This is a genomic window from Kamptonema sp. PCC 6506, from assembly GCF_000180455.1.
In the GTDB taxonomy this organism is placed as follows: Bacteria; Cyanobacteriota; Cyanobacteriia; order Cyanobacteriales; family Microcoleaceae; genus Kamptonema; species Kamptonema formosum.
On the sequence record NZ_CACA01000030.1, the window covers coordinates 21,472 to 46,897 of the forward strand.

Genomic DNA, 25,426 nt, shown 5'->3' on the forward strand with positions numbered 1-25,426 from the left:
CAGATAGAAGGCGAACATTTTGTTGTCAAAGTTTAAGCTTAAATCTGTTTTATCTTACTTAATTAGGTAGTAGAAATGAACCAATTTTTTGGATGCTTTATTGATAACTTACCCCAGCATGATTCTTTGGAACTGATCTTTACTCAAAGTTCTCTGCTCAGCGAACAAATATGGCGCAATCATCGTTTATCTGCTCATTTTGTAGCTAATTATTTCGCGAATCTTTTGCCAATTGATGAAAATGAGGCTCAGGGAGAAGAACGCATCAAAGCCATACAAACTGCTGTGAGTTATATTGGGAATGAACTATTAGAAAATGCGATGAAGTTTAACGAATTTAGCAGGCACGAGCGAGTTCAGTTTGGTATTCATTTTGTGAAAGAAATAGAGATAGTCACTCCGATCATTTTTACTAAAAACAGTATTACTTATGAAAAAGTTGAGCAATTTCAAGCTTTTATTGAAGAATTACTATCGGCAGATCCTAATGAGTTATATATTCGGCAGGTTGAAAAAGCAGCCGAATCCGAACAAGATGAAGCTTCTGGCTTAGGCTTGCTGACCATCATCAATGATTATTCAGCCAAATTAGGCTGGAAATTCGAGCCAAAATCTACCGATCCACAAGTTATCCTAGTTACTACAATGGCTCAAATTGTTGTATAATATTAACTAATAAATTTAGACCGCTGAAGAAAAAAATAGACAACTTATGAGCAATCAAGAAGTCAAGGGTGAGGACTATAAAGTTGAATACGATCCAGCATCGTCAACAGTTTATTTTAAAGGGGAAATCAGTCTAGGAGGCCCCAAGGATTATGCTCCAATTGTTAAGTTGCTTGATGAAGCGGCTAGTTTAGCATCCTCAACCTTAACATTAAATGTAAAAGAATTAGGATTCCTCAATAGTTCAGGGATCAGTATGCTGTCAAAATTTGTACTGGGTATGCGGAAAAAGAAAACTCAATTGATAGTTTTAGGTTCAAAGACAATGCCTTGGCAAGCTAAATCACTGAAAAACTTAGAGCGATTGCTTCCAGGTTTAAAACTGGTAGTGTAATAAGGTAAAATAGTTAGGAGCGCTCGCCATTTTTCTGAGAGTTTTTATAGATTTATCAATTTCAAATTTGAAGAATTTAGGCTATTAGTCGCTCCAGCTAATAATATTAATTATTGTTGAGTTCCCGGTTCAAAAATTAAAGTAATTTATTTGAGGTAGTAACTTCTATGTTAGAAAATCTATTCCATCAATTTGAAACGCTGAATATAGCGGTCAAGTTCCTGTTTATTTTGCTAATTAATGCTCTGGTAACAGGAGTATTATATGTATTCTTGTTTTATATTCTGCGCCCAATTTTTCGTAAGCTTGAGCAGGATATTGCTCTAGTTACCTTAAGTGTTTCCTCTTATCCCATCCTGATCGTCTGCGCTATTTATAGTCTAAAGTTTACTGTTGGAACATTCGTGTCTGCCGATCTTCTTGCTGCACTAGAACATCTCCTAACACCGATTTCAATTGCCACTATTAGTTATTGGTTAGTGCAATTATTTATTGAAGTTTTTATCTATTACCTAAAAGAATACACTAAAAAAACTGAAGCGATGTGGGATGATGTCTTGCTTCCCATCCTCTCAGCCGTTGTCCCTGTGATTATTTACCTGGTTGGCAGTGTGCTTTTGCTTAGCTCCTTTGGGGTTGATTTAAGTGGAATTTGGGTAGCCTTGGGTGGCGCTACTTTTGTTCTCGGTTTTGCACTTCAGGATATTTTATCTAATTTTTTTAGTGGGGTTGTTTTACTCATAGATACTCCTTTTAGATTTGGTGATATTTTGCTCCTTGAAGATGGCTCAATTGGAATGCTGCGCCGGATTGGTATTAGGGTAACTCAGCTTTATATATTTAGTAACCATTGTGATGTTTATATTCCCAATAGTGTTTTGCAGGGTCAAAAACTAACTAATTTAAGCCGTCCTACTTCTTTATACTATCACTCTCTCGAAATAGAAATACCCTCTGAGGGTAATTTTGAGGAATCGAAGAAGCTGATGCAAGCAATTGTGTTAGCTCATCCAGATACGTTAGGGGACATAGATGCTAAATTGGAGGTAATTAATAATTACTATAACGCTGAAGAAAGTGATGTGAATCTATGGGAACAACAAGAAATTGGCAAATTGCGGTTACTGGCTGAACAAGAAGTAAATTTAAAATTAGAGGAAATTGAACAAGCTCTTGAATCTTTAGTTGTGACTGTGCAATTTGCAGAAAAAGGAGGTTTAACTCAAGATGAAAGAGAAAATGTTCAACAGGAATACCAAGCAATTTTAGAACTCATAGGTTTTCAAATGAGCGAGGAAACGGAAGGTCGCAGTGCTGTTGTTAATTTTGAAGAATATAATGAAGAGGGACTGATTGAGCTAATTAGAGAGTGGTATCGAATTTGGCTCAGAGATCCTAATTTGCTGGATGAGGATCAATTCTTCATTTCAGATGAATGGGAACGAAAGATTAATTTGCTCAAGCGGAGGGCGCAACGATTATCTCAAAAAATTTCTAATCCTCAAGCTGACGAAACTCGTTTGGATGATTATGTGATAGAGATAATTAAATGGCTGAAAGAGAAGTTGAAAGTGCCGAGAAAAAAATGGCAAGAACCGCAAATCAGGATGATCGGAATGAATCACGAGGAGTCTTCGGTGTATCTTGAATTAAATATTAGCTTTTTTGTGGATGATATTAAACTGGAAGATGGGAAAAGGGGCGATCGCGTTAGAAGCCAAATTTATCAAGAAATCTTCCGCTGTCTCCAAAATACTTACATGAATTGGAATGGTATTAAAGAGATAGGTGAGACACAGGAGAATGGGAATGCTGTCGATGCTAGCATTACTCAGAGTCCTGTCAGCAGTTTTGTACAGACTGGACTCGATTCCACGACTGCTAAACAAGGCTTTGCATTTTACTTGTCGGTAGGTAGGAATAAATCTGGGGCCAAGTCGGGAAAAGCTCTTGATAAGTAATGCTGGACTTTGGTGATGCGATCGCGATCGCTCCCTCCTGAGTAGGTTAGCTAAGGCAAGATCGGGTTAAATCGCCTGTAGAACCGCAGCAGCGATCGCTCCTTACTAGGCCAGCTAAGCTAAAAAAGCAAAACCTATTACTGGAGAGAACTTCAGCCAATTTTAAAAAACCTTTCAAAAAGGGGTTGACAGAGCGGGGAAAACTTGGTAGTTTATTAAAGGTGAAGCGTAAAAAGATGTAAAGCTACTGAAACAGAAAGAAGTAAGTAACGCATCTAGCTCAAGCCCCAAAAGCATTGAAAGTTTAAAAAGCTTTCCTGGTGCCAATGGCGCGGTGGAACCACACCGATCCCATCCCGAACTCGGATGTTAAACGCTGCTGCGGCGAAGATACTTGGTGGGTAACTGCCTGGAAAAATAGCTCGGTGCCAGGATAATATAAAACTAAGGCTCTTTTCCAGCAATGAAGGAAAAGAGCTTTAGTGTTTTGGTTAGTTGTTAGTTGTTAGTTGTTAACTGTTAACTGTTAACTGTTAACTTCCTTCTTCCTTCTTCTTCCTTCTTCCTTCAATAATGATTAAACCTTTTTCTCCGCTTCCTCCTTGGATTGTATTGGATTCGCTGTTACAAAGTTGGCTGGTAGAGGATATTGGTAGAGGCGATCGCACCACATCCGCTTTATTTCCCCCCCAAAGCATCCAGAGCACAGCTAAATGGATAGTTAAAGAGTCAGGAATCATTGCGGGATTACCGATCGCCGCCAGAGTATTTCACCTTTTAGATAATAGCGTCAAATTTATCCCCCAAGTTTCAGAAGGAGAGTGGTGTGAAAAAGGAAAAATTATTGCAGAAATTGCGGGCAATTTTGATGCCTTGTTAACAGGAGAAAGAGTAGCATTGAACTTAGCTATGCGTCTCAGTGGCATTGCTACTTTTACTCGAAAATATGTAGATCGCATTGCAGATTTACCTGTACAACTGGTAGATACTCGCAAAACAACACCGGGGTTGAGAATATTAGAAAAGTATGCTACTCAACTCGGTGGGGCTCGAAATCACCGGATGGGATTAGACGATGGAGTAATGATTAAAGACAATCACATTGCTGCTGCGGGGGGAATTGGAGAAGCGATCGATCGCATTCGAGCAACTATTCCCTATCCTTTAACAGTAGAAGTAGAAACAGAAACCCTGGCAGAAGTAGAAACAGCTTTAAAACATGAAGCAGATATAATTATGTTAGATAATATGTCTGTTGACTTAATGCGTCAAGCAGTGGAACTCGTTCGTCAGCATAGCAACCGCATCAAAATTGAAGCCTCTGGTAATATTACCTTAGAAACAATTAGAAGTGTAGCTGAAACTGGAGTAGACTACATTTCAACCAGTGCTCCTATTACTCGTTCAACTTGGCTAGATTTAAGCATGAAATTTGTTAATAGTTAACAGTTAACTGTTAACAGTTAACTGTTAACTAACTGAAAACGGCTATGAGTGCGTAATCCTGCTAAGATTTAGCTTAGTAGCTGAGGATAAACTAATGCGCTGGATTCGGTACGTTGCGATCGCCCTCGTCAATGCCTTCGGTGTCGTGGTTGGTATCGTCTGGGTTGCTGTCCCCCACACACTCGCTCAATCTTCGATCGACTCCACGATCCAAACCTACCAGCTTCAAGAGACGACTCCGAGTGTGCGATCGCTACCGGAACTTTACAAAATTCGCGATCGGCTCAAAGCTGACCTAAATAAACTCACCCAAAATAGCGATCGTACTCTGTTTCCAGAACCCTGGAGAGAGGAAATCCAGCGCCAACAGTCTGAAAATTCGCGCCGAAACCTCCAAGCGGTTGAAGCTAGCATTCTGATTGAAGAAGAAGCAAATAATACTTGGCAGCAAGCTGCTAAACTTGCAAGGCAAGCTGTGGAAATTGGACGCATACCGAGCCCTAACGCTGCTACCTGGGAGCGATCGCAACATTTGTGGCAAGCAGCAATCGAAATTTTGCGCCAAATTCCTCAAGAATCTTTCCTCGCGGATAAAGCAATTGAAAAAACTATCGAATATCAGGGATACGTTGCGATCGCCACTTATGAATGGCAATTAGCGCGATCGATTGAGGAAGCTAAAAATAGAGATCGGTTAGAAAAACTGGCAAAAGCAAATGTTAGCAAATCCGCCACTGTTACCCCACTATCTATCCCCTCAACTAGCGTCACACCCCCTCTAGGTTTTTCCTTTTTGGGGGATACAAACAGAGATGGTATAATTGACCAGCGAGACGAACAGAAACGTGAAAAATGGTCTTTTTCTAGCGGGGCCCTGATACTATTTAATCATGATGATGACGATCGCAAAGGAATTCCCGATTGGCAAGATCGAAAAGTAAATGGAGAGCGCGATGTACAAGATTTAGCTCCCATTACCTTGAAACTATCAGAAGAATTTGTGGGTTCTCAAATATTTCTCACCGCTGACACCGCCGCCCTCCGCCACGTTAATATTTTTCAAAAGACCAATGACGGCTGGAGAATTGTAGATATTTCCGGCAAAGAGCCCCTAGTTTTTGACCGCGAGATGGTCTTGGGTGTAGAAGCTAAACAGTTTCGAGATCGCAACTGGAGTGGCGTAATTGCCCTGAAAGCCACCGCCGTTAAAAATGGTAAAGAAATGGCTGCGGACACAATTCAAATGGGAGTATCGCCCTGGATCGTGTCGCCCAATACAGCACCAGTTAAGGAAATTCATGTCAGCGATCGCGGCGTGCAAAATTCGGACTTTGTAGCTCAAATTAAGCAAGCCATAGAACCCACAGATACGAAAACAAAAATCATTCCGGGTGACAGTATTTGGCTGCAAGAAACTAAAGAAATTGGCTATGTTCAAATTCCCGACAAATCGGGGATTCGCACCTTCAATTCCGCCCTAAAACGTGGAGGTGACAATCAGAGTAAATCACTCTTAGGTCGCGACTTCGGAACTTTTGAAATCGGTCAATCGCGAGGGCTAGATCCTCTCAACCAGTGGGCAGATGGGTATGGTAATTTAGAAGTAACACCGCCCCTGGCTGGATATCCAATGGGTCGAGTTTATTATGGCAATTCTGGCACAGCAACACTCAATCCAGAGGTAGTTGATTTTATTAAAGCTCAGCAAGTTCAAGGGCCACCAGTTGATATTGATACTTCTTGGCTTTTAATTCGCAATGCTGATGAAATCATCAGTTTTATTCCCAATAATTCGGGTCAACCATTATTAATGGTTGTCAGTCCTGAAGCGGGAGTAAAATTGTTGGAAGAACTCGCTAAAAAAGGCTACAATGATGCAATAGTTAATCGCGATTTAAGCACTCAAACAACTGTTCGTGCTGCTTTGAATAATAAATCGCTAATTCAGCATAATCTCTATTTGCAACAGGAAAAAATCAACCCACTGTTGTCAAAATTGAAAAAAGAGTTTCAACTCACCGACGATCGCATTATCCAAGTTCCAGCGATGTTCGGTTACAGCGGTTATGCTTGGTGGCCCAATATGGTTAACTCTGTAGCAGTAAACGGTCAATTGTTAGTTTCTAACCCTCGCGGCCCAATGATTGACGGCCAAGATTACACTCAGGAGAAATTTCGCCAATTAGTAGCACCTTCCGGGATTACGGTTAACTTTTTGGAAGACAAGTATTATCACGAACTCAGAGGTAATACTCACTCTGCTACTAATACGATACGTCAGGGAGAAGTCAAGCCTTTTTGGGAGTTTTAGTCGCGATCGGGAGAAAGCAGAAGGGTTTAACGATCTAGATAATGTTTACAGGGTAGAAACAACGATGCGGAAGTATAATGATAGTCCACCTCACAGATTAAATTACTTAACTCAAGGAAAAACGGCGGATGTTTAATCAATTAAGAATGAGAAATCGAATGTTACTTGGGTATGCAATTCCGGGATTTATCTACCTGGCATTGTCTGTATTAGCTTACATAACAGCAAATCAAGTATTTTATGCTTTTAAAGAAGTTGAGAGGGTGCAGAATATTATTATAAATACTAACAATATGTATAGAGGTTCAGATCAAGCAGTGCGGAGCTTTCGCGGCTATATAATCAACAGAGATAATAATTTTATAACTCAATATCAAACAGGATTGGACTTATCTCGTAGTGCGGCTAATAGCATAAAGCCACTAATCAAAAACCCGGAACAGAGAACCCGATTAGACAAAATGGTTGAATTTGTTAATGAATATGCAGTTTTTAGTAATGAAATCATCGCTTTATTAAAGCAGAATAAAAGAACTGAAGCTTTAACTTTATTTAACCAAGGAAAAGGGACTCAATTTATTAATCAATTTGAGGCATTGAGCATTGTATTCACAGAATCTGAACAATCTATTCTAAAAGCAGAAATGACAGAAGCAAAAGCTTCTTTAAACTTTTTAATCGTCTTGTTGATAGGAGGTTCAGCTTTTTTGGTACTGTTTGGTGTACTTATTGCTTGGTTAATTTCTTCAGGTATTGTCAAAACAATTGATCGGGCAATCAATGCGATCGCGACTTCTTCAACTGAGATTGCAGCAACAGTGGAGGAACAGGAACGTATGGCAACTCAGCAAGCAGCTTCAGTTAATCAAACTACCACGACAATGGATGAATTGGGTGCATCTTCAAGAGCAACTGCACAGCAGATAGAAAGTGCTGCCAATGAAGCAAAGGAAGCTTTAAACCTGGCTGGAGGCGGAACAAAAGCTGTAGGCAAAACCTTAGAAGCGATGGCAACACTAAAAATTAAAGTGTCGGCTATGCAAGGACAGATTATGCAATTGAGAGAACAAACCGATCAAATTGGTAATATCTCAACTTTGGTAAGCGATCTGGCAAATCAGACTAATATGCTGGCACTAAATGCAGCAGTTGAAGCAGTGCGAGCAGGGGAACATGGCAAAGGGTTTGCAGTTGTTGCAGCAGAAATTCGCAAACTAGCCGATCAGAGTAAAAAATCAGCGGATAAAATTAATCTTCTGGTTGGTGATATTCAAATGGCGATTAATTCTACAGTAATGGTGACAGAGCAGGGAACTAAAACAGTTGAAGCAGGAGTAAATATTGCGGAGGAAACAGCCCAAGCTTTTGTAGGTGTCGCAAATGCAATTAACAATGTGGTTTTGAGCTCTCAACAAATTTCTATGAATGCTAAACAGCAAGTAATTGCCATCGAACAGGTGGTTGATGCGATGAATTCTCTTAATCAAGCAGCGGCCCAAACAGCTAGCGGGATCGGTCAAACTAAAGTGGGTACACAGAAATTAAATGAAGCCGCACTAGACCTTAAAGCCGTAGTCTAGATACTTGCGATATCTACCATTTGGCATTTTTAATTACCCCATTCCTTGTTAAAACTGGAGCGCATTACTAATTGATATAATGAAATTAAGCACAAAGCTCTATTTAGGCTTTTTTATAATCCCAGCAATGATTTTGATGGCGATCGCTATTTATTCTATTTCTTCCTTTGAACGGATAGATCGGCAAATCGCCACCATCTATGATGACCGGGTTGTGCCTTTGCAACAGATCAAGCAAGTTTCAGACAGTTATGCCATCGTGATTATCGATAGCTTTAATAAAGCTGAGGTGGGTTTAATTACCAGTGATGATGCACTCCAAGCTATTAATAAAGCTCAGATAATCATTCAGGATAGTTGGAATGCTTATCACAATACTAATTTAACTTTGGCAGAGGAAGCTATTATTGCTGAGACCGAGGATTTATTCATTCAAGTCAATAGCAAAATAGCTCAGATCGAGCCAGTGTTAAAAAGTCAAAATACATCTCAATTAGATGCCTTAGAGAGGTCTTTATATAACTATACTGACCCTTTAACTACCCAGCTTCAAGAGTTGATAAATTTGCAGATCCGGGTAGCTAAAGAAGAGCGAGAAAAAGCTAATTTAGTTTATGCAGAAATCCAGCTTGTTTTTAAAATATTATTGGTTATTTCACTATTGATTGCTTCTCCTATTGGCTTTATCTTCAGCCGTTCTATTCTGACTGCATTTAAACATACTCTCAATGCCCTTGTGGCAACTTCAACAGAGATGGCTGTTGCTGCCGAAGAACAGGATCGAATTGCCGCACAGCAAGCCTCTGCTGTGAATCAAACTACTAGCACGATGACTCAATTAACGGCTTCCTCAAAAGTTGCGGCCCAGCAGGCTGAAGCAGCCGCAGAGGGTGCTAAACAGGTCTTAGATTTAGCTTCCGGAGGAACTCAGACAGTAGCGCGATCGCTCTCAGAAATGGTTGCTCTTAAACAAAAAATGGTAGTGATGCAAGCGCAGATTTTCCAACTGAGCGAACAAACCGATCGAATTGGCAGTATTTCAAGTTTAGTTAGCGATTTAGCTAACCAAACAAATATGCTGGCACTCAATGCTGCGATCGAGGCTGTACGCGCCGGGACTCATGGTAATGGATTTGCGGTTATTGCTGCCGAGATTCGCAAGCTAGCAGATCGAAGTCAGAAATCGGCTACTAAGATTAACGATCTGGTTGAAGATATCCAGAAAGCAATTCATTCAACAGAAATAGTAACGAGGGATAGCACGAAAACACTTGAAGAGGGAGCTAAAATATCCCAAGATACAGCAGAGACTTTTAGTGGTGTCAAGGCAGCAATTGATGAGTTTGCTGTCAACGTTCAAACTATCTCGCTCAATGCTCAACAACAAGCGATCGCGATTCAGCAAGTAGTAGAAGCTATGAGAGTTCTCAATACAGCAGCAGCCGAAACTGCAAGCGGTATCCGCCAAGTCAAAATCGGTACGCAAAACCTGAATGAAGCGGCCATAGTTCTTAAAGCTCTAGTTTAACTAACTGTTGGTTAAATGTTAGTAATTACCAATTACCAAATACAAAAATGATGATCGAAGATGAAGAACTAAGAAATGTCTTTAAATCTGCAAGCGAAGAGCATTTACAGAAACTTGACGACGGATTTCTGTATTTAGAGAAACATCCAGATGACTCAGCCAAATTAGAAGAATTGCTGCGAGAAACCCACTCACTCAAAGGCGATGCTGGTATGTTGGGCGTTAAAGATGTGTCAACATTAGCTCATCAAATGGAGCATATTTTGGGAAGCGTTAAACGAGGCGAAACAGTTTTAACTCCCGAAATTAGCGATCGCCTTTCTCAAGGTTTGGAAGCCCTTCGCCAACTCGTCAATGAAGCCGTAACAGGAGAATCTTCCGGTATCAATGCCTTTTATATCCTCGCCTCGATGATGGGCGCTTCCACTTCACAGCAGAGGAATAGGGAAACGTCAGAAAGTCAGCAGCATGAAAAGACAAATGTAGAAGAACAAACCATCACGCCACCGGGAAAAGAAATTATAAATCAAAATGTTGAGGAGGTTGTAAGCGATAATTTTTTGCTTTCACCGATAAATTCTGTAGAGACGGTTTTAGCCGATAACTCTTCACTTTTGGAGGCGAATGCTGTAGAGGTGAATTTAACTGATAGCTCTTCGCTATTACAGACAAACTCATTAGAAATTACCCCTAATTCTGTAGAGGCAGGTTTAGCGGATAATTCTTCGCGATCGCAGACAAACTCACTGCAAAACTCACCCCTTCCAGCTTCTCCCACTTACCGCATTGAAACTATTCGCGTTCCCACGCAAAACCTTGATGCTTTAATGACGCAAGCAGGGGAACTCACAGTTACTAAAATTCGACTCGCTCACCGATTATCCGAAATCGAAGAAATTACAACTTTATGCGAAGATTGGAGCCGAGATGCCTTTCTCAATCGCTTTGTGCTTAACCAGGTGGAAACCCCAACCAATATCTCTGCACAAAATGGTGCAATGGCGCAATTGCAGAAATATCACCAATACGCCGAAGAACGTTTAGAAAATTTGGGGATTCTCATCAATAGCTTGAGAACTGAAATCTATGAAGATACTGCCAGATTAGATTTAATTGCGGGGGAATTAGAAGAAGGAATTCGCACTTTACGGTTGCTACCTTTGTCTACTATTTTCAATATATTTCCTCGGATGGTTAGGGACTTAGCCAGACAGGAAGGCAAGCAAGTAGAATTAATTATTGTAGGCGGCGAAACCAGAGCCGATAAACGCATTCTGGAAGAAATGAAAGATCCTCTGATGCACATGATTCGGAACGCAATCGATCATGGCATTGAAACACCAGCGGAACGCGAACAAAAAGGTAAACCCAGTCTCGCAACCCTTCAACTCAGAGGCTACAATACTGCTACTAATATCATAATTGAAGTCATCGATGACGGCAGAGGATTAGATATCGAACAAATTAAAAAAACGGCAATTAAACGCGGTATTTACACAGAAGAAGAACTCGCTGTAATGACAGCCAACCAAATTCAAAGCCTAATTTTTTCTTCGGGTTTTTCAACTCGCACATTTGTTACCGAGGTCTCTGGCAGAGGCGTAGGTTTAGATGTAGTTCGTAGCAATGTAGAAGCTCTAAAAGGAACTATTCAAGTAGAATCAACAGTCGGACAAGGATGTACTTTGCGGCTGTCTCTAGGCACTACTTTAACTACTGCTCATGTGCTAATTGTAGCTGTTAACGGAATTTATTATGCCTTACCTGTGGAATTTATTCAGACAACTCGACTGGTATCACAGTCTGATATTTTCCCCCTTGAAGGCAGGGAAACAATAGTTTTAGATGACCATCCAGTATCAGTTGCTAAACTTGAAAACTTGATCCAAATAAATAATAAAGCATGGCAGTTATGGAATAATAAAAAGGGAGAGAGACAAGGCAATACTAACCATAACACTTCCCGTCCACACTTATCAAGCACTAATCATAAACAAATGTTTTGTATTATTCTAAAAATCGGTGAGGAACGGTTGGGATTATTCGTGGATGCTCTGATCGATGAACAGGATGTCGTACTCAAACCCCAAAGTCATTTGCTCAAACGAGTTCGCAACGTTGCAGGTGCAACTATTTTAGGTACTGGCGAAGTTTGTATGGTGTTAAATCCTCAAGATTTGATTAAGTCTATACGGAAACAAGCTGTATCCCGTACCTCGTTACTTAGTTTAACTGATGCCGGAAGCGAGGCTGTCACGACAAAGCAAGTTATTCTGCTAGCAGAAGACTCCATTGCTACCCGCACTCAAGAAAAGCGGATTCTCGAAGCTGCGGGTTATGAAGTTGTGACAGCGGTAGATGGATTGGATGCTTATAATAAGTTAAAAACTCGCACTTTTGATGCTGTGGTCTCAGATGTACAAATGCCTAATTTAGATGGTTTAGAGCTAACTACTAAGATTCGTCAGCATAGAGAATATAGCGAATTGCCCATTATTTTGGTTACGTCTTTAGCTTCGGATGAAGATAAAAAAAGAGGTGCAGAAGCAGGGGCAAGTGCCTACATTACTAAAGGAAATTTCAATCAAGAAGTATTGTTGCAAACTTTGAGCAGATTGGTGTAAGTAGTCGGACATAAATAAACACTATAAATTGTAAGGTGGGCGCTCGCCTCTCTCAAGAATTAAAAATGGAAAATTAAAAATTGAAAATTTAATTAATTTCATTTTTAATTTTTAACGTTTAATTATGTCCGACTACTTAGCACTCATTATTATAGTCGAATTTCCGATATGATTTTAGCTGTGAATACAGGAATTACATATCGCTAACGTCCAGCAACCGTCTCAACGCTAAGAATACCGCTCCGAGAGCGATGCTACAAACAATTTTGGGTAATTTTTAGAATATCTAAACTTACTCTGCGACTGTAGGATACAGTAGTAACTAGCACTGAAAAACCAGCCAAAATCGACTATGATGGCTCCTATTCGGGTTCTGTTAGTAGAGGATTCCCCCGTTGTCCTCATTGTCCTTAAAAGAATATTTGCCTTGTCACCTGAAATTGAAGTTGTTGGAACCGCTTGCAACGGTTTAGAGGCATTGGAAGCGATCCCCAAAGTCCAGCCAGATGTGATCTGTACTGATTTTCACATGGCTCAAATGGATGGTCTGGAATTCATCAAGGAAGTGATGGCTAAGTTCCCGCGACCGATTTTAGTAATCAGTGCTTCAGTTCAGGCAGAGGATACTTATAATGTATTTCAGTTGCTCGAAGCTGGAGCAGTCGATGTTTTTCCTAAACCTACAAGCGGATTAGTCTCTGATTATGAAAGGCTCAGGCTGGAATTGACTGGAAAAATTAAAATCCTCTCAGGGGTTAAGGTATTCACGCGGCATCAAAGGAAAGGAGGAACTCTTGAGCAGGGGAAAGGGGGAGAGCGGATAATTACCAATTACCAATTACCAATTACCAATTACCAACAACCAATTACCAATTACCAATCCAGAGTTATTAAAGTTTTAGCTATTGGCGCTTCTACTGGTGGCCCCCAAGCTTTGCACAAGATTATTTCTCAGTTACCAGGTAATTTTCCAGTGCCAGTAATTTGCATCCAGCACATCAGTGAAGGATTTTTAAAAGGTTTGGTAGATTGGTTAGCTTCTGGGTCTAAACTACCAGTTAAAATTGCTAATAGTGGGGAAAAACCGCAATCAGGTACTATTTATTTCCCCCCGGAAAAACGCCATTTAGAGTTAGACAAAGTAGGTCGATTTATTTATTCTACTGCGCCGCCTGTAGGGGGGCATTGTCCCTCCGTGACGGTGACATTTAAATCAGTGGCTAGTTTCTACGGTCGGGCGGCGGCGGGTGTGCTGCTGACGGGAATGGGGAGAGATGGTGCGGAGGGAATGTTAGCGATCGCGCAAGCTGGAGGTCTGACAATCGCCCAAGATGAAGCTAGCTGCGTAGTCTTCGGAATGCCAAAAGAAGCGATCGCCCTCAATGCTGTCCAGCACGTATTGCCCATCGGCGAGATCGCTCCTTTGCTACTCAGTAAGATCTAACTAGGGGCTAGGGGCTAGGGACTAGGGGAATAAGGGAATAAGGGAATAAGGGAATAAGGGAAGAGAATCAAGGGTGGAAGGAAATCAGAACTTCCTAGCCACCTTGGTAGTTGCTATAGTTAACAAACAGTTAACCGTTAACAGATATTGACAAACTTACCCACAACTACGCGCAGTTTCTCAGCATCGAAAGGCTTGGTCAAATATTCCGTTGCCCCCGCCAAACGTCCCTGTACCTTATCAAAAGCTCCATCTCGCGCCGTCAGCATCACGATCGGTAATTTATGAAACTGAGGTAAACTGCGTACCGTGCGGCAGAGTTCCAACCCATCAATACCCGGCATCGAAACATCCAACAACAACACGGCTACCTTTTCATGGTAAATCATCGACAAAGCATCCACTGCATTGTCCGTTACCAACACCCGAAAATCTTTGCCTAACGCCTGTTTCACAAGTCCTTGCATAACAGTGCTATCATCCACTGCTAAGATAGTCGGCATCAAACTTTCACTTCCAGGCATATTTATTCCCTCACTCTATTTATAGTTCGCGATATAACTAACTACAGTTGATATAAATGCTTAGAATACCTATTTACCATTCGATAGCGGTAAATTGTCTATTCACATGATATGATGTAATAGCCATCGTCAAGAACTAGCTGATAATTCCCTACTAGAGATTGAAATCAAACCGCGATTGAAATTAAAAGATACTAGGCTGGCTCATCCCTGTTCTTCCCAAGCGTTCGCTCCTCTATGCCGCTACACTAGCACTATAATTATATTAAATTATGTAAATAAATTTAACACTTCTGCAATCTTCTCACTTAAACGTAGCAGTTACCACCTTGAAACTCGGTAGAGGCTGGCTGAAATTGGTAGAGATATTGTTGGCGATCCTCACTCCTGAGCCGATAACCTAGCGGTCGTAAACTAAAGATGGGTCAGTTAGAATATAATCAAAATAATAAAAAAATTAAAAAGAGTTTTCAATTGTATCTATATTTGGTATCAGTGGTGTTCTTGCTCAAACGAGTATAACTTCCAGGGTCATTCAAGGCGTTAGAGGCAATCTCAGTTTCACTCGTCCCAACTCTTCTCCAAAATACAGAATTAAACCTAATGCTTGTCCAAAAGTTATTAAAAAAGGTAGATTTCCATTTGGAGGAGAAGTTATAAATGAAAGCACTATCGCTAAGTAATCACAAAGTGTTCAGGCTCGACGACCTCCGTCTATACCAGCTCCTTGGCTCTGCTCCCGAAGCTTCCTTCGACGATCTGACGATCTTGGCTGCTCATTTATGCCAAGCTCCGATCGCTTTCATCAGCTTTATTGATGCTAACCACCAGTGGTTAAAGTCAGAAGTTGGCATGGAGGAAGGAACCGCACACCGCTACCTAGATTTCTGCGAACACGCCATTAGGCGGAATGAGGAGAGACAAGAGGGAGAGCAGACTTCCCCTTTGCTCCCCCAAACAGAGACAGCATTCGCAAGTGCAAATACTCACAACCACTTAGCGATCGTGCCGGATGCCTCAACAGACAAGCGGTTTGCCAATCACCCTCTCGTCACCTCCAACCCCGGCGTAAAATTTTATGTGGGTCTGCCGATTGTCGCTCCCGAAGGACTAACTGTAGGCATATTGTCTGTCATGGACTTTACGCCGCGAGAATTGACAGAAAATGCTAGAAATGCACTTCAAGCATTAGCTCGGCAAGTGGCTGGCATGGTAGACTTACGGCGTAAATTAGTCAATCTGGGAGGCAAAGTTCTCAGGCTCGAAGACATCATCAACGATCGCAAAGAAGTTTGGGAGGTAGTGCGATCGGAGCGCGATTTCTTTTCCACCGCACTTAACACCGTCGGTGCATTAGTCGTGATTCTCGATACAAATTTTAAAATTGTCCGCTTTAACCGCACCTCCGAGCGCGTAACTGGCTACTCAGCTTCCGAGGTAGAAGGCAAATATCTCTGGGCATTATTCGAGGTTGCTGAGACTTCAGAATTAAAATCTACTTTTGAGGCGCTTCGCAATAATAAAGACAGCAAGTTAGATAGACAACTACCCAAACAATACGAAAACTACTGCCAAACAACCGACGGCTCTCGCCGCTGGATTGCCTGGTCAAATACAACGATCGAAGACGCAAAAGGTACTGTAAAATATATAATCTGCACGGGGATCGACATCACAGAGCGGCGAGCGGTGGAAGCGGAAATTCACAAATCCCAAAAGTTACTCAAATCGATCGTCGAAAATATTCCCCATACAATTTTTGTCAAAGAAGCGGAAAAACTGACATTTGTTAGCTTCAATCAAGCCGGAGCAGAACTGATCGGCTATGAGAAAGAACAATTAATTGGCAAGAACGATTATGATTTCTTCCCCAAAACAGAAGCAGATTTTTTTATAAGTAAAGACCGAGAAGTTTTAGCCAATGGTCAGATGTTAGATATCCCGGAAGAACAGATCCAAACTAAAAATAAAGGTTTGAGAATACTACATACCCAAAAAATACCTATTTTCGATGAAACAGGCAAACCAGAATATTTATTAGGCATTTCTGAAGACATTACCGAAGGCAAACAAGCAGAGGAAACTCTGATCTTGCTGGAGCGTGCGATCTCAGCCAGCAGCAACGGCATCGTGATTACCGACAATACTCAACCAGACAACCCAATTATTTACTGCAATGCAGCCTTTGAAAAAATGACAGGCTACTCCCGCTCAGAAGTAATTGGACGCAACTGCCGATTTTTACAATCTACAGATGCCGAAAGTGAAAAAGCCCGCCAAAAAATTCGGGAGGCTCTGCGCTTGGAGCAAGAATGTCATGTAATTTTAAAGAATTATCGCAAAGATGGGACTTATTTTTGGAATGAACTAGCAATTTCCCCAGTCAGAGACTCAAGGGGTCGCTTGACGCATTTTGTTGGCGTACAAACTGATATCACCGATCGCAAACAAGCAGAAGAAGCACTCAAAGAAAGTGAGGAACGCTACCGCTTGTTAGCAGAAAACTCCACAGATTTGATTTCTAGGCACACACCAGAAGGAATTTACCTCTATGTTTCCCCAGCTTGCCATACTTTACTGGGATATACGCCGGAAGAAATGCTAGGACGTTCAGCTTACGAGTTTTTCCACCCAGAAGATTTAGCCGCGCTGCAAAAAATCCATCTCCACACCTTAAACTCTAGAGAAATTTACACAATTAGCTACCGCATTCGCCGCAAAGATAGTAGCTATATCTGGTTTGAAACTACTTGTCACTCGATTTGGGATCTAAATAGCGAGAGAGTACAACAACTGGTAGCAGTCTCGCGAGACATCACCGAACGCAAGCTTACAGAGGCTTCGTTGTGGGAGCGATCGCGCCTGTCAATCTTGGAAGCTGAGGTAGGCGCAGCATTAGGAGGTGGTGGGACAATATCCGCAATCCTGAATCTGTGCACAGAGGCGATGATACAGCACCTTGACGCTACAGGTGTAGGTATCTGGACTTTTAACCAACAGGCCAAGCAGTTAGAGTTGCAGGCTTCGTCAGGAGTGGGGACGGGGGATTGGGCGAACTTCTGGTATCCTGAAGAAGGCAAAAGGCAGAAGGCAGAAGGCAGAGGAAAGGGGGAAGAGCAAACGCAGGAATTGTTGACTCTTTTAACTCAAAATGGCGTTGGCGTTGCCTACCCGCAAGGTTTAACCTTGCCAGGAACGAACTCATCTCTGGACGCTCAAAACTCTCTAAACTCTTCTAATTCAAAACCGGTAAGCATTGCGGGTACAACGAAACCATCTCAAAACCGGGAAGCATTGTCTGGTGGGAAGCAATCTCTGACCAATCAAAACTCCTTTGCTTCCGCAGCAGTCCCGATTACTTATCCGTTAATTGTGGAAGAACGGTTAGTGGGGGTAATGGCTCTGATCGCTAGTAAACCTGTGACGGAAGGGGTGCGAGAGGTACTGGGGTGGGTAGCTTTAGCGATCGCAGTGGCGATCGATCGGGTGAAAGCGCGGGAAGAACTTAATAGCCGCCGCGAGGGTTTGCTGTTCCGTCTGGCGAGTCAAATTCGGGATTCCCTCGACCTCGATACTATTTTGGGAACGGCGGTGAATGAGATTCGCAGTTTGTTACAGATCGATCAGTGTCATTTTCTGTGGTATTTGCCGGGAGGGACGCATCAGTTGAGCTTTGCTGTCACCCACGAGGCGGGGAATCCTAAATTACAGCATCGGCTTTTGGAGTATCCGCCGGCACAAGTGAATTTGCTAGCCGAGAAAATTCGCGATCGCCAGACGGTAAGGATTGATGATGTAGAATTGGACACTGATTTAGACCCCGAAATCCGGGCTTTTTTACGCACTACCCAGATCTCATCGCAACTGCTGCTACCATTGGAAACGCGATCGGGTCAATTGGGGGCGGTGGTTTGCAATCACTACAGCGGCCGCCGGGATTGGAAGGATTCGGAAGTGGAATTACTGCACGCTGTGGTCGATCAATTGGCGATCGCGATCGACCAAGCAGAACTTTATGCTCAAACCCGCGCTGCGGCCTTGGCGGCTCAAACTCAGGCTTTCCACCTCAGCGATGCTTTGCAGAGTTTGCAGCAAAAAGAAGCTCAGCTCATCCAGAATGAAAAAATGTCTTCTCTGGGTCAAATGGTAGCAGGTGTCGCCCATGAGATTAATAATCCCGTTAATTTTATCTATGGCAATCTGACTTACTGTGAGGAGTACGTTAAAGATATCTTGCAAGTGTTACGCATTTATCAGAAACACTACCCCAATCCGGTTCCAGAAGTTAAAACTTTGACCGAAGCGATCGATCTAGATTTTTTGGTCGAGGATTTGCCGAAAATCTTATCTTCAATGGAGATGGGTGCTGAACGGATTCGCCAGATTGTGCTCTCTCTGCGGAATTTCTCGCGGTTAGATGAGGCTGAAATGAAGCCGGTGGATATCCACGAAGGAATTGAGAGCACTCTACTGATTTTACACAACCGCTTGAAATCTAAGGGTAAGAATTCGGGAATAGAGATAATTAAGGAATTGGGGATTTTGCCGAGAGTAGAGTGTTATGCGGGACAATTGAATCAAGTGTTTATGAATGTGATTGGGAATGCGATCGATGCTTTGGAAAATCAACCAGAACCTCGGACAATTAGGATTATTACTGGGGTGATGGCTGGGGAGGAGTTTTCTCAATCTGCTTTCCCCAATCCTGAATATGTGGTGATTCGGATTCAGGACAGCGGGGCAGGAATTAGCGATAAAGTCAAAAATCGGCTGTTTGACCCCTTCTTTACTACGAAGCCCGTAGGTAAGGGTACAGGCTTAGGCTTGTCGATTAGCTATCAGATTGTGGTAGAGAAACACGGCGGCATTTTCAAATGTATCTCCGAGCCGGGGCAAGGAGCGGAGTTTTGGATTCAGATCCCGGTGCGGCCGCCATACCATCTCCGACCTCAAAGTTAAGCAGGAGTGGGAATTGGCGCAGTTTTGGAGAAAATTTTAATTTAGATCGGCAAATTGCTTGACACCTGCTGTGTAAATGCTAGAATGACAAAGGTTAAGTCATTGGGGCGTCGCCAAGTGGTAAGGCAGCTGGTTTTGGTCCAGCCATTCAGAGGTTCGAATCCTTTCGCCCCAGTTTTAGATGATTCCTCTTTTATCACTAGAGGGAGAGAAAAGTTTCAGCAGCAAGCAAACTTGGAACAGAAAAAGATCCGATGAGAGTAGGACTTACGCGAAAAACCCGGTTTCTGACCAAAATCGTCGCTTTTTTCGAGAAATATTGACGCAGAAACCGGATTTTTGACGGAGCGTGCGTTAACGAATTGCTTGCAGAGGTACATCAAGAAGTGAAAACTTTTCCCAATCTTCTGAATCAAAATGCCACCATTCAGTTGATAGAGATACAAATCCCTGGGCTTTCATCACCCTTTCAAGTAATTGACTATTTTTCCTAGATTGAACGCTGCCACCTAAATAATCTCTATGAGCTTTTTCAGTAAAATCATCGAATCCTGTAGGCATTTCTAGTTCTTTACCACTGCGATCTACGAGGGTAAGATCGACAGCCGCACCCCGATTGTGTCGCGAACCTCTAGCAGGATTGGCAACGTAGCGCGAATCTGGCATAGCTGCCCACATTTGCTTAGTAACTGATAGCGGTCTGTAGCAGTCATAAACTTTTAAACTGAGTCCTATTTTTTGCACATTTTCTTGAACTCGCGACAGCCTTTGAGCAACACTTGCTCTTAATGCACATCGTGCGACAGAATACAGCTTTCTCTTTAAGAAATTATTGGTGGTCGCATAGCGGATATCTAGGCGTATATTAGGGTTTACTGTGCGGATATCGATCGTTCTTGCCCAACTAGGAACTTGATAAAGTGGCATACTTTCAGTTGGTTTCGAGATGGGTGAAGCTTCATCATTTATTACTGTAGGTGGATCGGTGGCTCGGACAATAGTCAAGTTTATACTTATTACAGATAACAACACGACCAGAAATATTATTAAATATTTACCAAAGTTACTCAATCCAAAGTTACTCAATTTCATAGTTAATGGTTAGTTATTGGTTGTTAGCTGCGATCGAAAAAGTTAATAAAAAATAAAAATGAAAGCATTGTTATCTTTCATTTTTAATTTTTAATTAGATCGTTACTCAGATCCCTAAGCGCTGATAAATTTGGTCTAAATGCCTTAGTTGATACTGCGGATCGAAGCAATCTTCAATTTCTTTTGCTGTCAAACAAGCAGTAACGTGACTATCTTTGGCAATTAGATCGTGGAAATTTCCTGAGTTTTTGTTCCAGGCTTCATGAGCACAGGATTGGACAATTTTATATGCTTCTTCCCGGTTCATTCCCTTTTCTACCAGGGCTAAAAGTACCCGCTGGCTAAAGATAACTCCTCCGTAAATATTCATATTCCGCTTCATGTTTTCTGGATAAACCAGCAAGTTTTTTACTAAGTCGGTAATTTCCGATAACATGAAGTGCGTTAAGGTCGAAGCTTCTGGCAAAATTATTCGTTCTACGGAACTATGAGAGATATCACGTTCGTGCCATAAAGCAACATTTTCTAGAGCTGCTACGGCATGACCTCTGATAATTCTTGCCAGTCCTGTCAGCCGTTCAGAGCGGATAGGGTTGCGTTTATGAGGCATAGCTGACGAGCCTTTTTGCCCTTTAGAAAAGAATTCTTCAACTTCCAGAACATCTGTTCGTTGGAGGTTCCGAATTTCTACTGCAAAACGCTCGATAGATGCAGCGATCAGAGCTAAAGTTTGGACATATTCGGCGTGGCGATCGCGCGAAATTACCTGAGTAGATGCAGTATCAGGTTCTAGTCCCAGATTTTGGCAGGAAATAGCTTCTACTTTGGGGTCAATATTGGCATAGGTTCCGACTGCACCGGATATTTTACCAACAGCAATAGAGGAGCGAACTCGCACCAATCTTTCGCGATTACGGCAAACTTCTGCCAACCATCCTGCTAGTTTAAAGCCAAAAGTAATAGGCTCAGCATGAATCCCGTGAGAGCGTCCCACCATCACAGTATCTCGGTGTTTTTGAGCCTGATAGCGAATAGCTTGACTCAAACATTCTAGGCGTTCTAGTAAGATATCAGCACTCTTTACCAGTTGCAGAGCTAAAGCAGTATCTACAACATCAGAACTCGTTAAACCGAGGTGAATATAGCGGCCTGCATCGCCTACATATTCATTCACATTTGTCAAAAATGCGATGATATCGTGGCGGACTTCGGCTTCAATTTCTAGGACGCGCTTAGGGTCAAAATTAGCCTTAGCTTTGATTTCTTCGACTGCTTCGGCGGGGATGTAGCCGAGTTCGGCTTGTGCTTCGCAGACTGCGATTTCTACTTGCAGCCATGTTTTGAGCTTGGCTGTGTCTGTCCAGATTTCGCCCATTTCGGGCAGAGTGTAGCGATCGATCACGGTTGGGGCCGCAGAATACAACTGTCTTATTGTACGTCTGATGGGCAGGCAATTGATCTTTACAAATATGTGACACATCGTCCGTAGACTGATAGTCCATATAAATTCACAATTGGCACATGAATCAATCGAAAAAAAAGATTCTTCGTGCTTTAGGTCATCTCGTAAGGCAACGCAGGACAGCTTTGGGAATTTCGCAAGAAGAACTGGGACTGCGGGCTAACTTAGACCGCACTTATATATCTGGAGTCGAACGCGGAGTAAGAAATCCCTCCCTGACAGCACTTACAAGTCTTGCTAAGGGTCTAGACCTAACCGTTTCTAATCTTCTTAACAATCTAGAAATAGTGGTGGAAAACATAGAATGAGCAATCAAGATTTAGCAAGCACAATTAAAGCTCAATTGAGACAAGACTCAACCCAATTAAAAGTTTTTAATCTTCTGTCTGACCAACAATGGCATTGTCGAGAGTGTGAAGGAAAACAGATAGCCTCATCTCAATATGCTGGCGGTGGCGGTATTCAAGAATTGCAACGGAAACATGAGGATAGCCAATTTCATCAAAAGCCTCGCAAATTGCTTTTTTAACAGCACCTTTCTGTATTGTCAAAATTCCTGGGACATTTTCCATAACAACATACCAAGGATGTATTTCAGAGACAGCGCGGACAAACTCTTTGAATAGACGATTGCGAGGATCGTTGGGGTCACGTTTTCCCGCAACGGAGAAACCTTGACATGGTGGCCCACCTACAACAAGATGGACTTTGGGGGAATTGATTTGACTTAACCATTGTTGGGGAGAAAAGCTTTTTATATCCCCACAAAAGTGATGGCACTTAGGAAAGTTTTTTTGATGAGTCGCAGAAGCGATGGGATTAGCTTCAACACTTGCTACAGGTTGAAAACCTGCTTGTACTAAACCTTGTGTCATTCCTCCTGCACCGCAGAAAAGATCGACAAAGGTATAACCTGATGCAGGCAACAACGGCGATTTGATATCAATGAATATCTTGTATGGATCGCTGTCATCTGTTTCTAGTTGACGTTTAATGCGTTCATAACGTCCTAATTTTACTTGTTTTTGTCTTGGGGCTGAAATTGGATTTTCGTCACTAGAAAACAAAGACAATTGTATTGCTTCCATCTTACATTTTATTGTTACTGCATCCTATCTATTGTACGATACTGAATCGCCTCCGCAACATGATTACTTTTCAAACTTTCATCCCTCCCTAAATCTGCAATAGTCCTCGCCACTTTCAAAATGCGATCGCTGGCCCTCGCAGACAGCCCCAATTTCCGAATTGCCCCTTCTAATAAATTCCGAGAAGCATCATCTAACTGGCACCATTTATTAATATGACGGCTCTGCATTTCCGCATTACAACGCAAATTAGATTCTAATTTAAACCTTTCCCGTGCTCGCGATCGCGCCTCCTGTACTCTTACTCGCACTGGTTCCGACTCTTCCCCCGTAGACTGACGGGTGATTTCCTCTGGTTTCAAACGATTCACAGCTACTTGTAAATCAATTCTATCCATCAAAGGCCCAGAAAGTTTTGCCCAGTATTGCTCTCTTTTTTGCGGCGAACAAGTACACTGTTGAATAGGATCGCCGTAATAACCACAAGCGCAAGGATTGGTACTAGAAACCAAGGTAAATTGTGCGGGAAATACAACAGATTGTCTAGTCCTAGAAATTGTAACTTGACCATCTTCTAGCGGCTGCCGTAAAAACTCCAAAACATCCCGTTTAAATTCCGTCAATTCATCTAGAAAAAGCACACCTCGGTGAGCTAAAGAGATTTCCCCCGGACGAGGAAAACTCCCACCACCAACAAGAGAAGGGCCAGAAGCAGAATGATGAGGACTGCGAAAAGGGCGATCGCTAATTAGCCTTCCTCTATCCTTCAGCAACCCCGCCACAGAATGAATTTGAGTTACTTCTAAAGCTTCATCAAAACTCAGTGGTGGTAAGATTCCAGGTAAACGTCTTGCTAACATAGTTTTACCACTACCAGGCGGCCCAACAAAAATTAAATTATGCCCACCAGCGGCAGCAATTTCTAGAGCCCTACGAGCATGAGCCTGTCCTTTTACATCCTTTAAATCTAAAGTATTAAATTGTGTAGTAGCTAATTCTTTCCTAGCATCTACTTCCATCGGTGAGTAGCAGTTTGGATTATTCAAAAAATCTGTAACTGCAAATATATTCTCGAAACCATAAACAGATAAGCCTTCAATCAATGCGGCCTCTTGTGCATTCGCAGCAGGCAAAATCAATCCCGCAATACCCATTTTTTTTGCCGCAGCAGCAATGGGCAAAACTCCAGCAACAGGGCGCAAACTTCCGTCCAGAGAAAGTTCTCCTAAAAATAAATAATCTCCTAACAAATCTGCATTAACTTGTTCCGAAGCTGCTAAAATTCCCACTGCGATTGACAAATCAAAGCTTGGCCCTTCCTTTCGCAAATCTGCGGGAGTTAAATTAATCACTATACTCCGCATTGGAAACGCATAACCAGCATTTTTCAGAGTTGCTTTTACCCTTTCTTTGGCTTCTTGGACAGCAGTATCAGGTAGACCCACCACCACAATTTTAGGCAGTCCTCCCGATACATCAACCTCAACGCCTACCTTTACAGCGTCTATGCCAACAATAGATGCGCTCCAAACCCTAGCTAACATTATCCTCAATCCTTATGCGCGTGTCTTCGATCACCTTGTATTATGTCGCATTTTTGTTCGCTGTAGCGCCACCTCTAGGTAATTCTATTACGGACTAGAGGCAACACTATAAATAATTTTGCATAAATTATATTATGATTAACAATAACAATTGAAGATTGAGAAATGACTTTATCTTCTTCCTTCTTACTTTAAACCCATGACAACTCACGATACCCTTTTCACCAAGATTATCCGCCGAGAAATTCCCGCAGAAATAGTTTATGAGGATGACTTGACCCTTGCTTTCAAAGATATCAATCCTCAAGCACCCGTCCATATCCTTGTCATTCCTAAAAAGCCTATTCCCAAACTAGCCGATGCTGAATCCCAAGACCACGCACTCATGGGTCACTTATTGCTGACTGTCAAGCGGGTTGCTGAAGCGGCGGGACTCAGTAATGGCTACCGCGTTGTCATTAATACTGGTGCTGACGGCGGCCAGACTGTAGACCACCTGCATCTTCATATTCTGGGGGGCCGTCAGATGGCATGGCCTCCGGGTTGAAGATTCATAAGTTAATCTAATCAATTTCACAACTAAATTTAATGTTAAAGGGGGTTTACAAACCGAAATAAAAGCGTTAATCTTATTTACATGGCGGAACACAAAACCGCTCTGAACCTTGAAAAATACATAAAGCAATCATAAGCACATGACAACTACCTTACAACAGCGCGAAAGCGCTAACGTTTGGGAGCGCTTCTGCGAGTGGGTAACATCCACCGACAACCGGATTTACATCGGTTGGTTCGGCGTTCTG

17 protein-coding genes, 1 tRNA gene, 1 rRNA gene and 1 pseudogene are annotated in these 25,426 nt (G+C 42.2%); 15 read left to right on the top strand and 5 right to left on the bottom strand.

Going from position 1 to position 25,426, the window contains the following annotated elements; translation table 11 throughout:
* Positions 1-75: 75 nt before the first annotated feature.
* The 10 genes from OSCI_RS01745 (at position 76) to cheB (ending at position 13,954) form a co-directional block, all read left to right on the top strand.
* Complete coding sequence (locus OSCI_RS01745) at positions 76-666, top strand: DUF6272 family protein (protein ID WP_007353125.1); 591 nt, start codon at positions 76-78, stop codon at positions 664-666.
* Positions 667-712: 46 nt separating this feature from the next.
* The gene (locus OSCI_RS01750; protein ID WP_007353126.1) at positions 713-1,060 is read left to right on the top strand and encodes a slr1659 superfamily regulator; all 348 of its coding nucleotides are present in this window, start codon (positions 713-715) and stop codon (positions 1,058-1,060) included.
* Between the two features lie 167 nt (positions 1,061-1,227).
* Positions 1,228-3,021: a mechanosensitive ion channel family protein gene (locus tag OSCI_RS01755; protein ID WP_007353127.1), complete on the top strand. Its 1,794-nt coding sequence runs from the start codon at positions 1,228-1,230 to the stop codon at positions 3,019-3,021.
* Positions 3,022-3,337: 316 nt separating this feature from the next.
* Positions 3,338-3,455 (top strand): 5S ribosomal RNA (gene rrf / locus OSCI_RS01760).
* A 139-nt stretch (positions 3,456-3,594) separates the two neighbouring features.
* The gene (nadC, locus tag OSCI_RS01765) at positions 3,595-4,467 is read left to right on the top strand and encodes a carboxylating nicotinate-nucleotide diphosphorylase (protein ID WP_007353128.1); all 873 of its coding nucleotides are present in this window, start codon (positions 3,595-3,597) and stop codon (positions 4,465-4,467) included.
* Positions 4,468-4,561: 94 nt separating this feature from the next.
* Positions 4,562-6,778, top strand: coding sequence for a protein-arginine deiminase family protein (locus OSCI_RS01770; RefSeq protein WP_007353129.1), 2,217 nt, complete (start codon positions 4,562-4,564; stop codon positions 6,776-6,778).
* A 128-nt stretch (positions 6,779-6,906) separates the two neighbouring features.
* Positions 6,907-8,358: a methyl-accepting chemotaxis protein gene (locus OSCI_RS01775; protein WP_019487593.1), complete on the top strand. Its 1,452-nt coding sequence runs from the start codon at positions 6,907-6,909 to the stop codon at positions 8,356-8,358.
* Positions 8,359-8,437: 79 nt separating this feature from the next.
* Positions 8,438-9,886 carry a HAMP domain-containing methyl-accepting chemotaxis protein gene (locus OSCI_RS01780; RefSeq protein ID WP_019487592.1) on the top strand — a complete coding sequence of 483 codons (1,449 nt, stop codon included), beginning with the start codon at positions 8,438-8,440 and terminating at the stop codon, positions 9,884-9,886.
* Positions 9,887-9,936: 50 nt separating this feature from the next.
* Positions 9,937-12,510, top strand: a complete 2,574-nt coding sequence (locus OSCI_RS01785; RefSeq protein WP_324603632.1) for a hybrid sensor histidine kinase/response regulator — start codon at positions 9,937-9,939, stop codon at positions 12,508-12,510.
* Between the two features lie 352 nt (positions 12,511-12,862).
* Entirely contained in the window at positions 12,863-13,954 is a 1,092-nt protein-coding gene (cheB, locus tag OSCI_RS01790) for a chemotaxis-specific protein-glutamate methyltransferase CheB (protein ID WP_007353133.1), read from the top strand.
* Positions 13,955-14,091: 137 nt separating this feature from the next.
* Here cheB and OSCI_RS01795 read toward each other — a convergent pair whose 3' ends face one another.
* Complete coding sequence (locus OSCI_RS01795; protein ID WP_007353134.1) at positions 14,092-14,478, bottom strand: response regulator; 387 nt, start codon at positions 14,476-14,478, stop codon at positions 14,092-14,094.
* 660 nt (positions 14,479-15,138) lie between these two features.
* Between OSCI_RS01795 and OSCI_RS01800 the strand changes: the two genes are divergently transcribed.
* On the top strand, positions 15,139-19,437 hold the full coding sequence (locus tag OSCI_RS01800; protein ID WP_007353135.1) for a PAS domain S-box protein: 4,299 nt from the start codon (positions 15,139-15,141) through the stop codon (positions 19,435-19,437).
* Positions 19,438-19,540: 103 nt separating this feature from the next.
* Positions 19,541-19,612, top strand: a tRNA-Gln gene (locus OSCI_RS01805).
* 179 nt (positions 19,613-19,791) lie between these two features.
* On the opposite strand, the gene OSCI_RS01810 is transcribed toward OSCI_RS01805, so the two are convergent.
* The gene (locus OSCI_RS01810) at positions 19,792-20,529 is read right to left on the bottom strand and encodes a M15 family metallopeptidase (protein WP_019487591.1); all 738 of its coding nucleotides are present in this window, start codon (positions 20,527-20,529) and stop codon (positions 19,792-19,794) included.
* Positions 20,530-20,635: 106 nt separating this feature from the next.
* Entirely contained in the window at positions 20,636-21,931 is a 1,296-nt protein-coding gene (gene purB, locus OSCI_RS01815; RefSeq protein ID WP_019487590.1) for an adenylosuccinate lyase, read from the bottom strand.
* A gap of 119 nt (positions 21,932-22,050) precedes the next feature.
* Here purB and OSCI_RS01820 point away from each other — a divergent pair, with 119 nt between their 5' ends.
* On the top strand, positions 22,051-22,299 hold the full coding sequence (locus OSCI_RS01820) for a helix-turn-helix domain-containing protein (protein ID WP_007353138.1): 249 nt from the start codon (positions 22,051-22,053) through the stop codon (positions 22,297-22,299).
* Positions 22,300-22,365: 66 nt separating this feature from the next.
* Here the strand turns inward: OSCI_RS01820 and OSCI_RS01825 are convergent, their stop codons facing one another.
* Positions 22,366-23,079, bottom strand: coding sequence for a DNA cytosine methyltransferase (locus tag OSCI_RS01825; protein WP_007353140.1), 714 nt, complete (start codon positions 23,077-23,079; stop codon positions 22,366-22,368).
* 14 nt (positions 23,080-23,093) lie between these two features.
* On the bottom strand, positions 23,094-24,623 hold the full coding sequence (locus OSCI_RS01830; RefSeq protein ID WP_007353141.1) for a YifB family Mg chelatase-like AAA ATPase: 1,530 nt from the start codon (positions 24,621-24,623) through the stop codon (positions 23,094-23,096).
* 199 nt (positions 24,624-24,822) lie between these two features.
* Here OSCI_RS01830 and OSCI_RS01835 point away from each other — a divergent pair, with 199 nt between their 5' ends.
* Together OSCI_RS01835 and OSCI_RS29495 are read left to right on the top strand one after the other, a co-directional pair.
* The gene (locus tag OSCI_RS01835) at positions 24,823-25,170 is read left to right on the top strand and encodes a histidine triad nucleotide-binding protein (protein ID WP_007353142.1); all 348 of its coding nucleotides are present in this window, start codon (positions 24,823-24,825) and stop codon (positions 25,168-25,170) included.
* A gap of 148 nt (positions 25,171-25,318) precedes the next feature.
* A pseudogene (locus OSCI_RS29495) lies at positions 25,319-25,426 on the top strand (photosystem II q(b) protein); the annotation flags it as partial.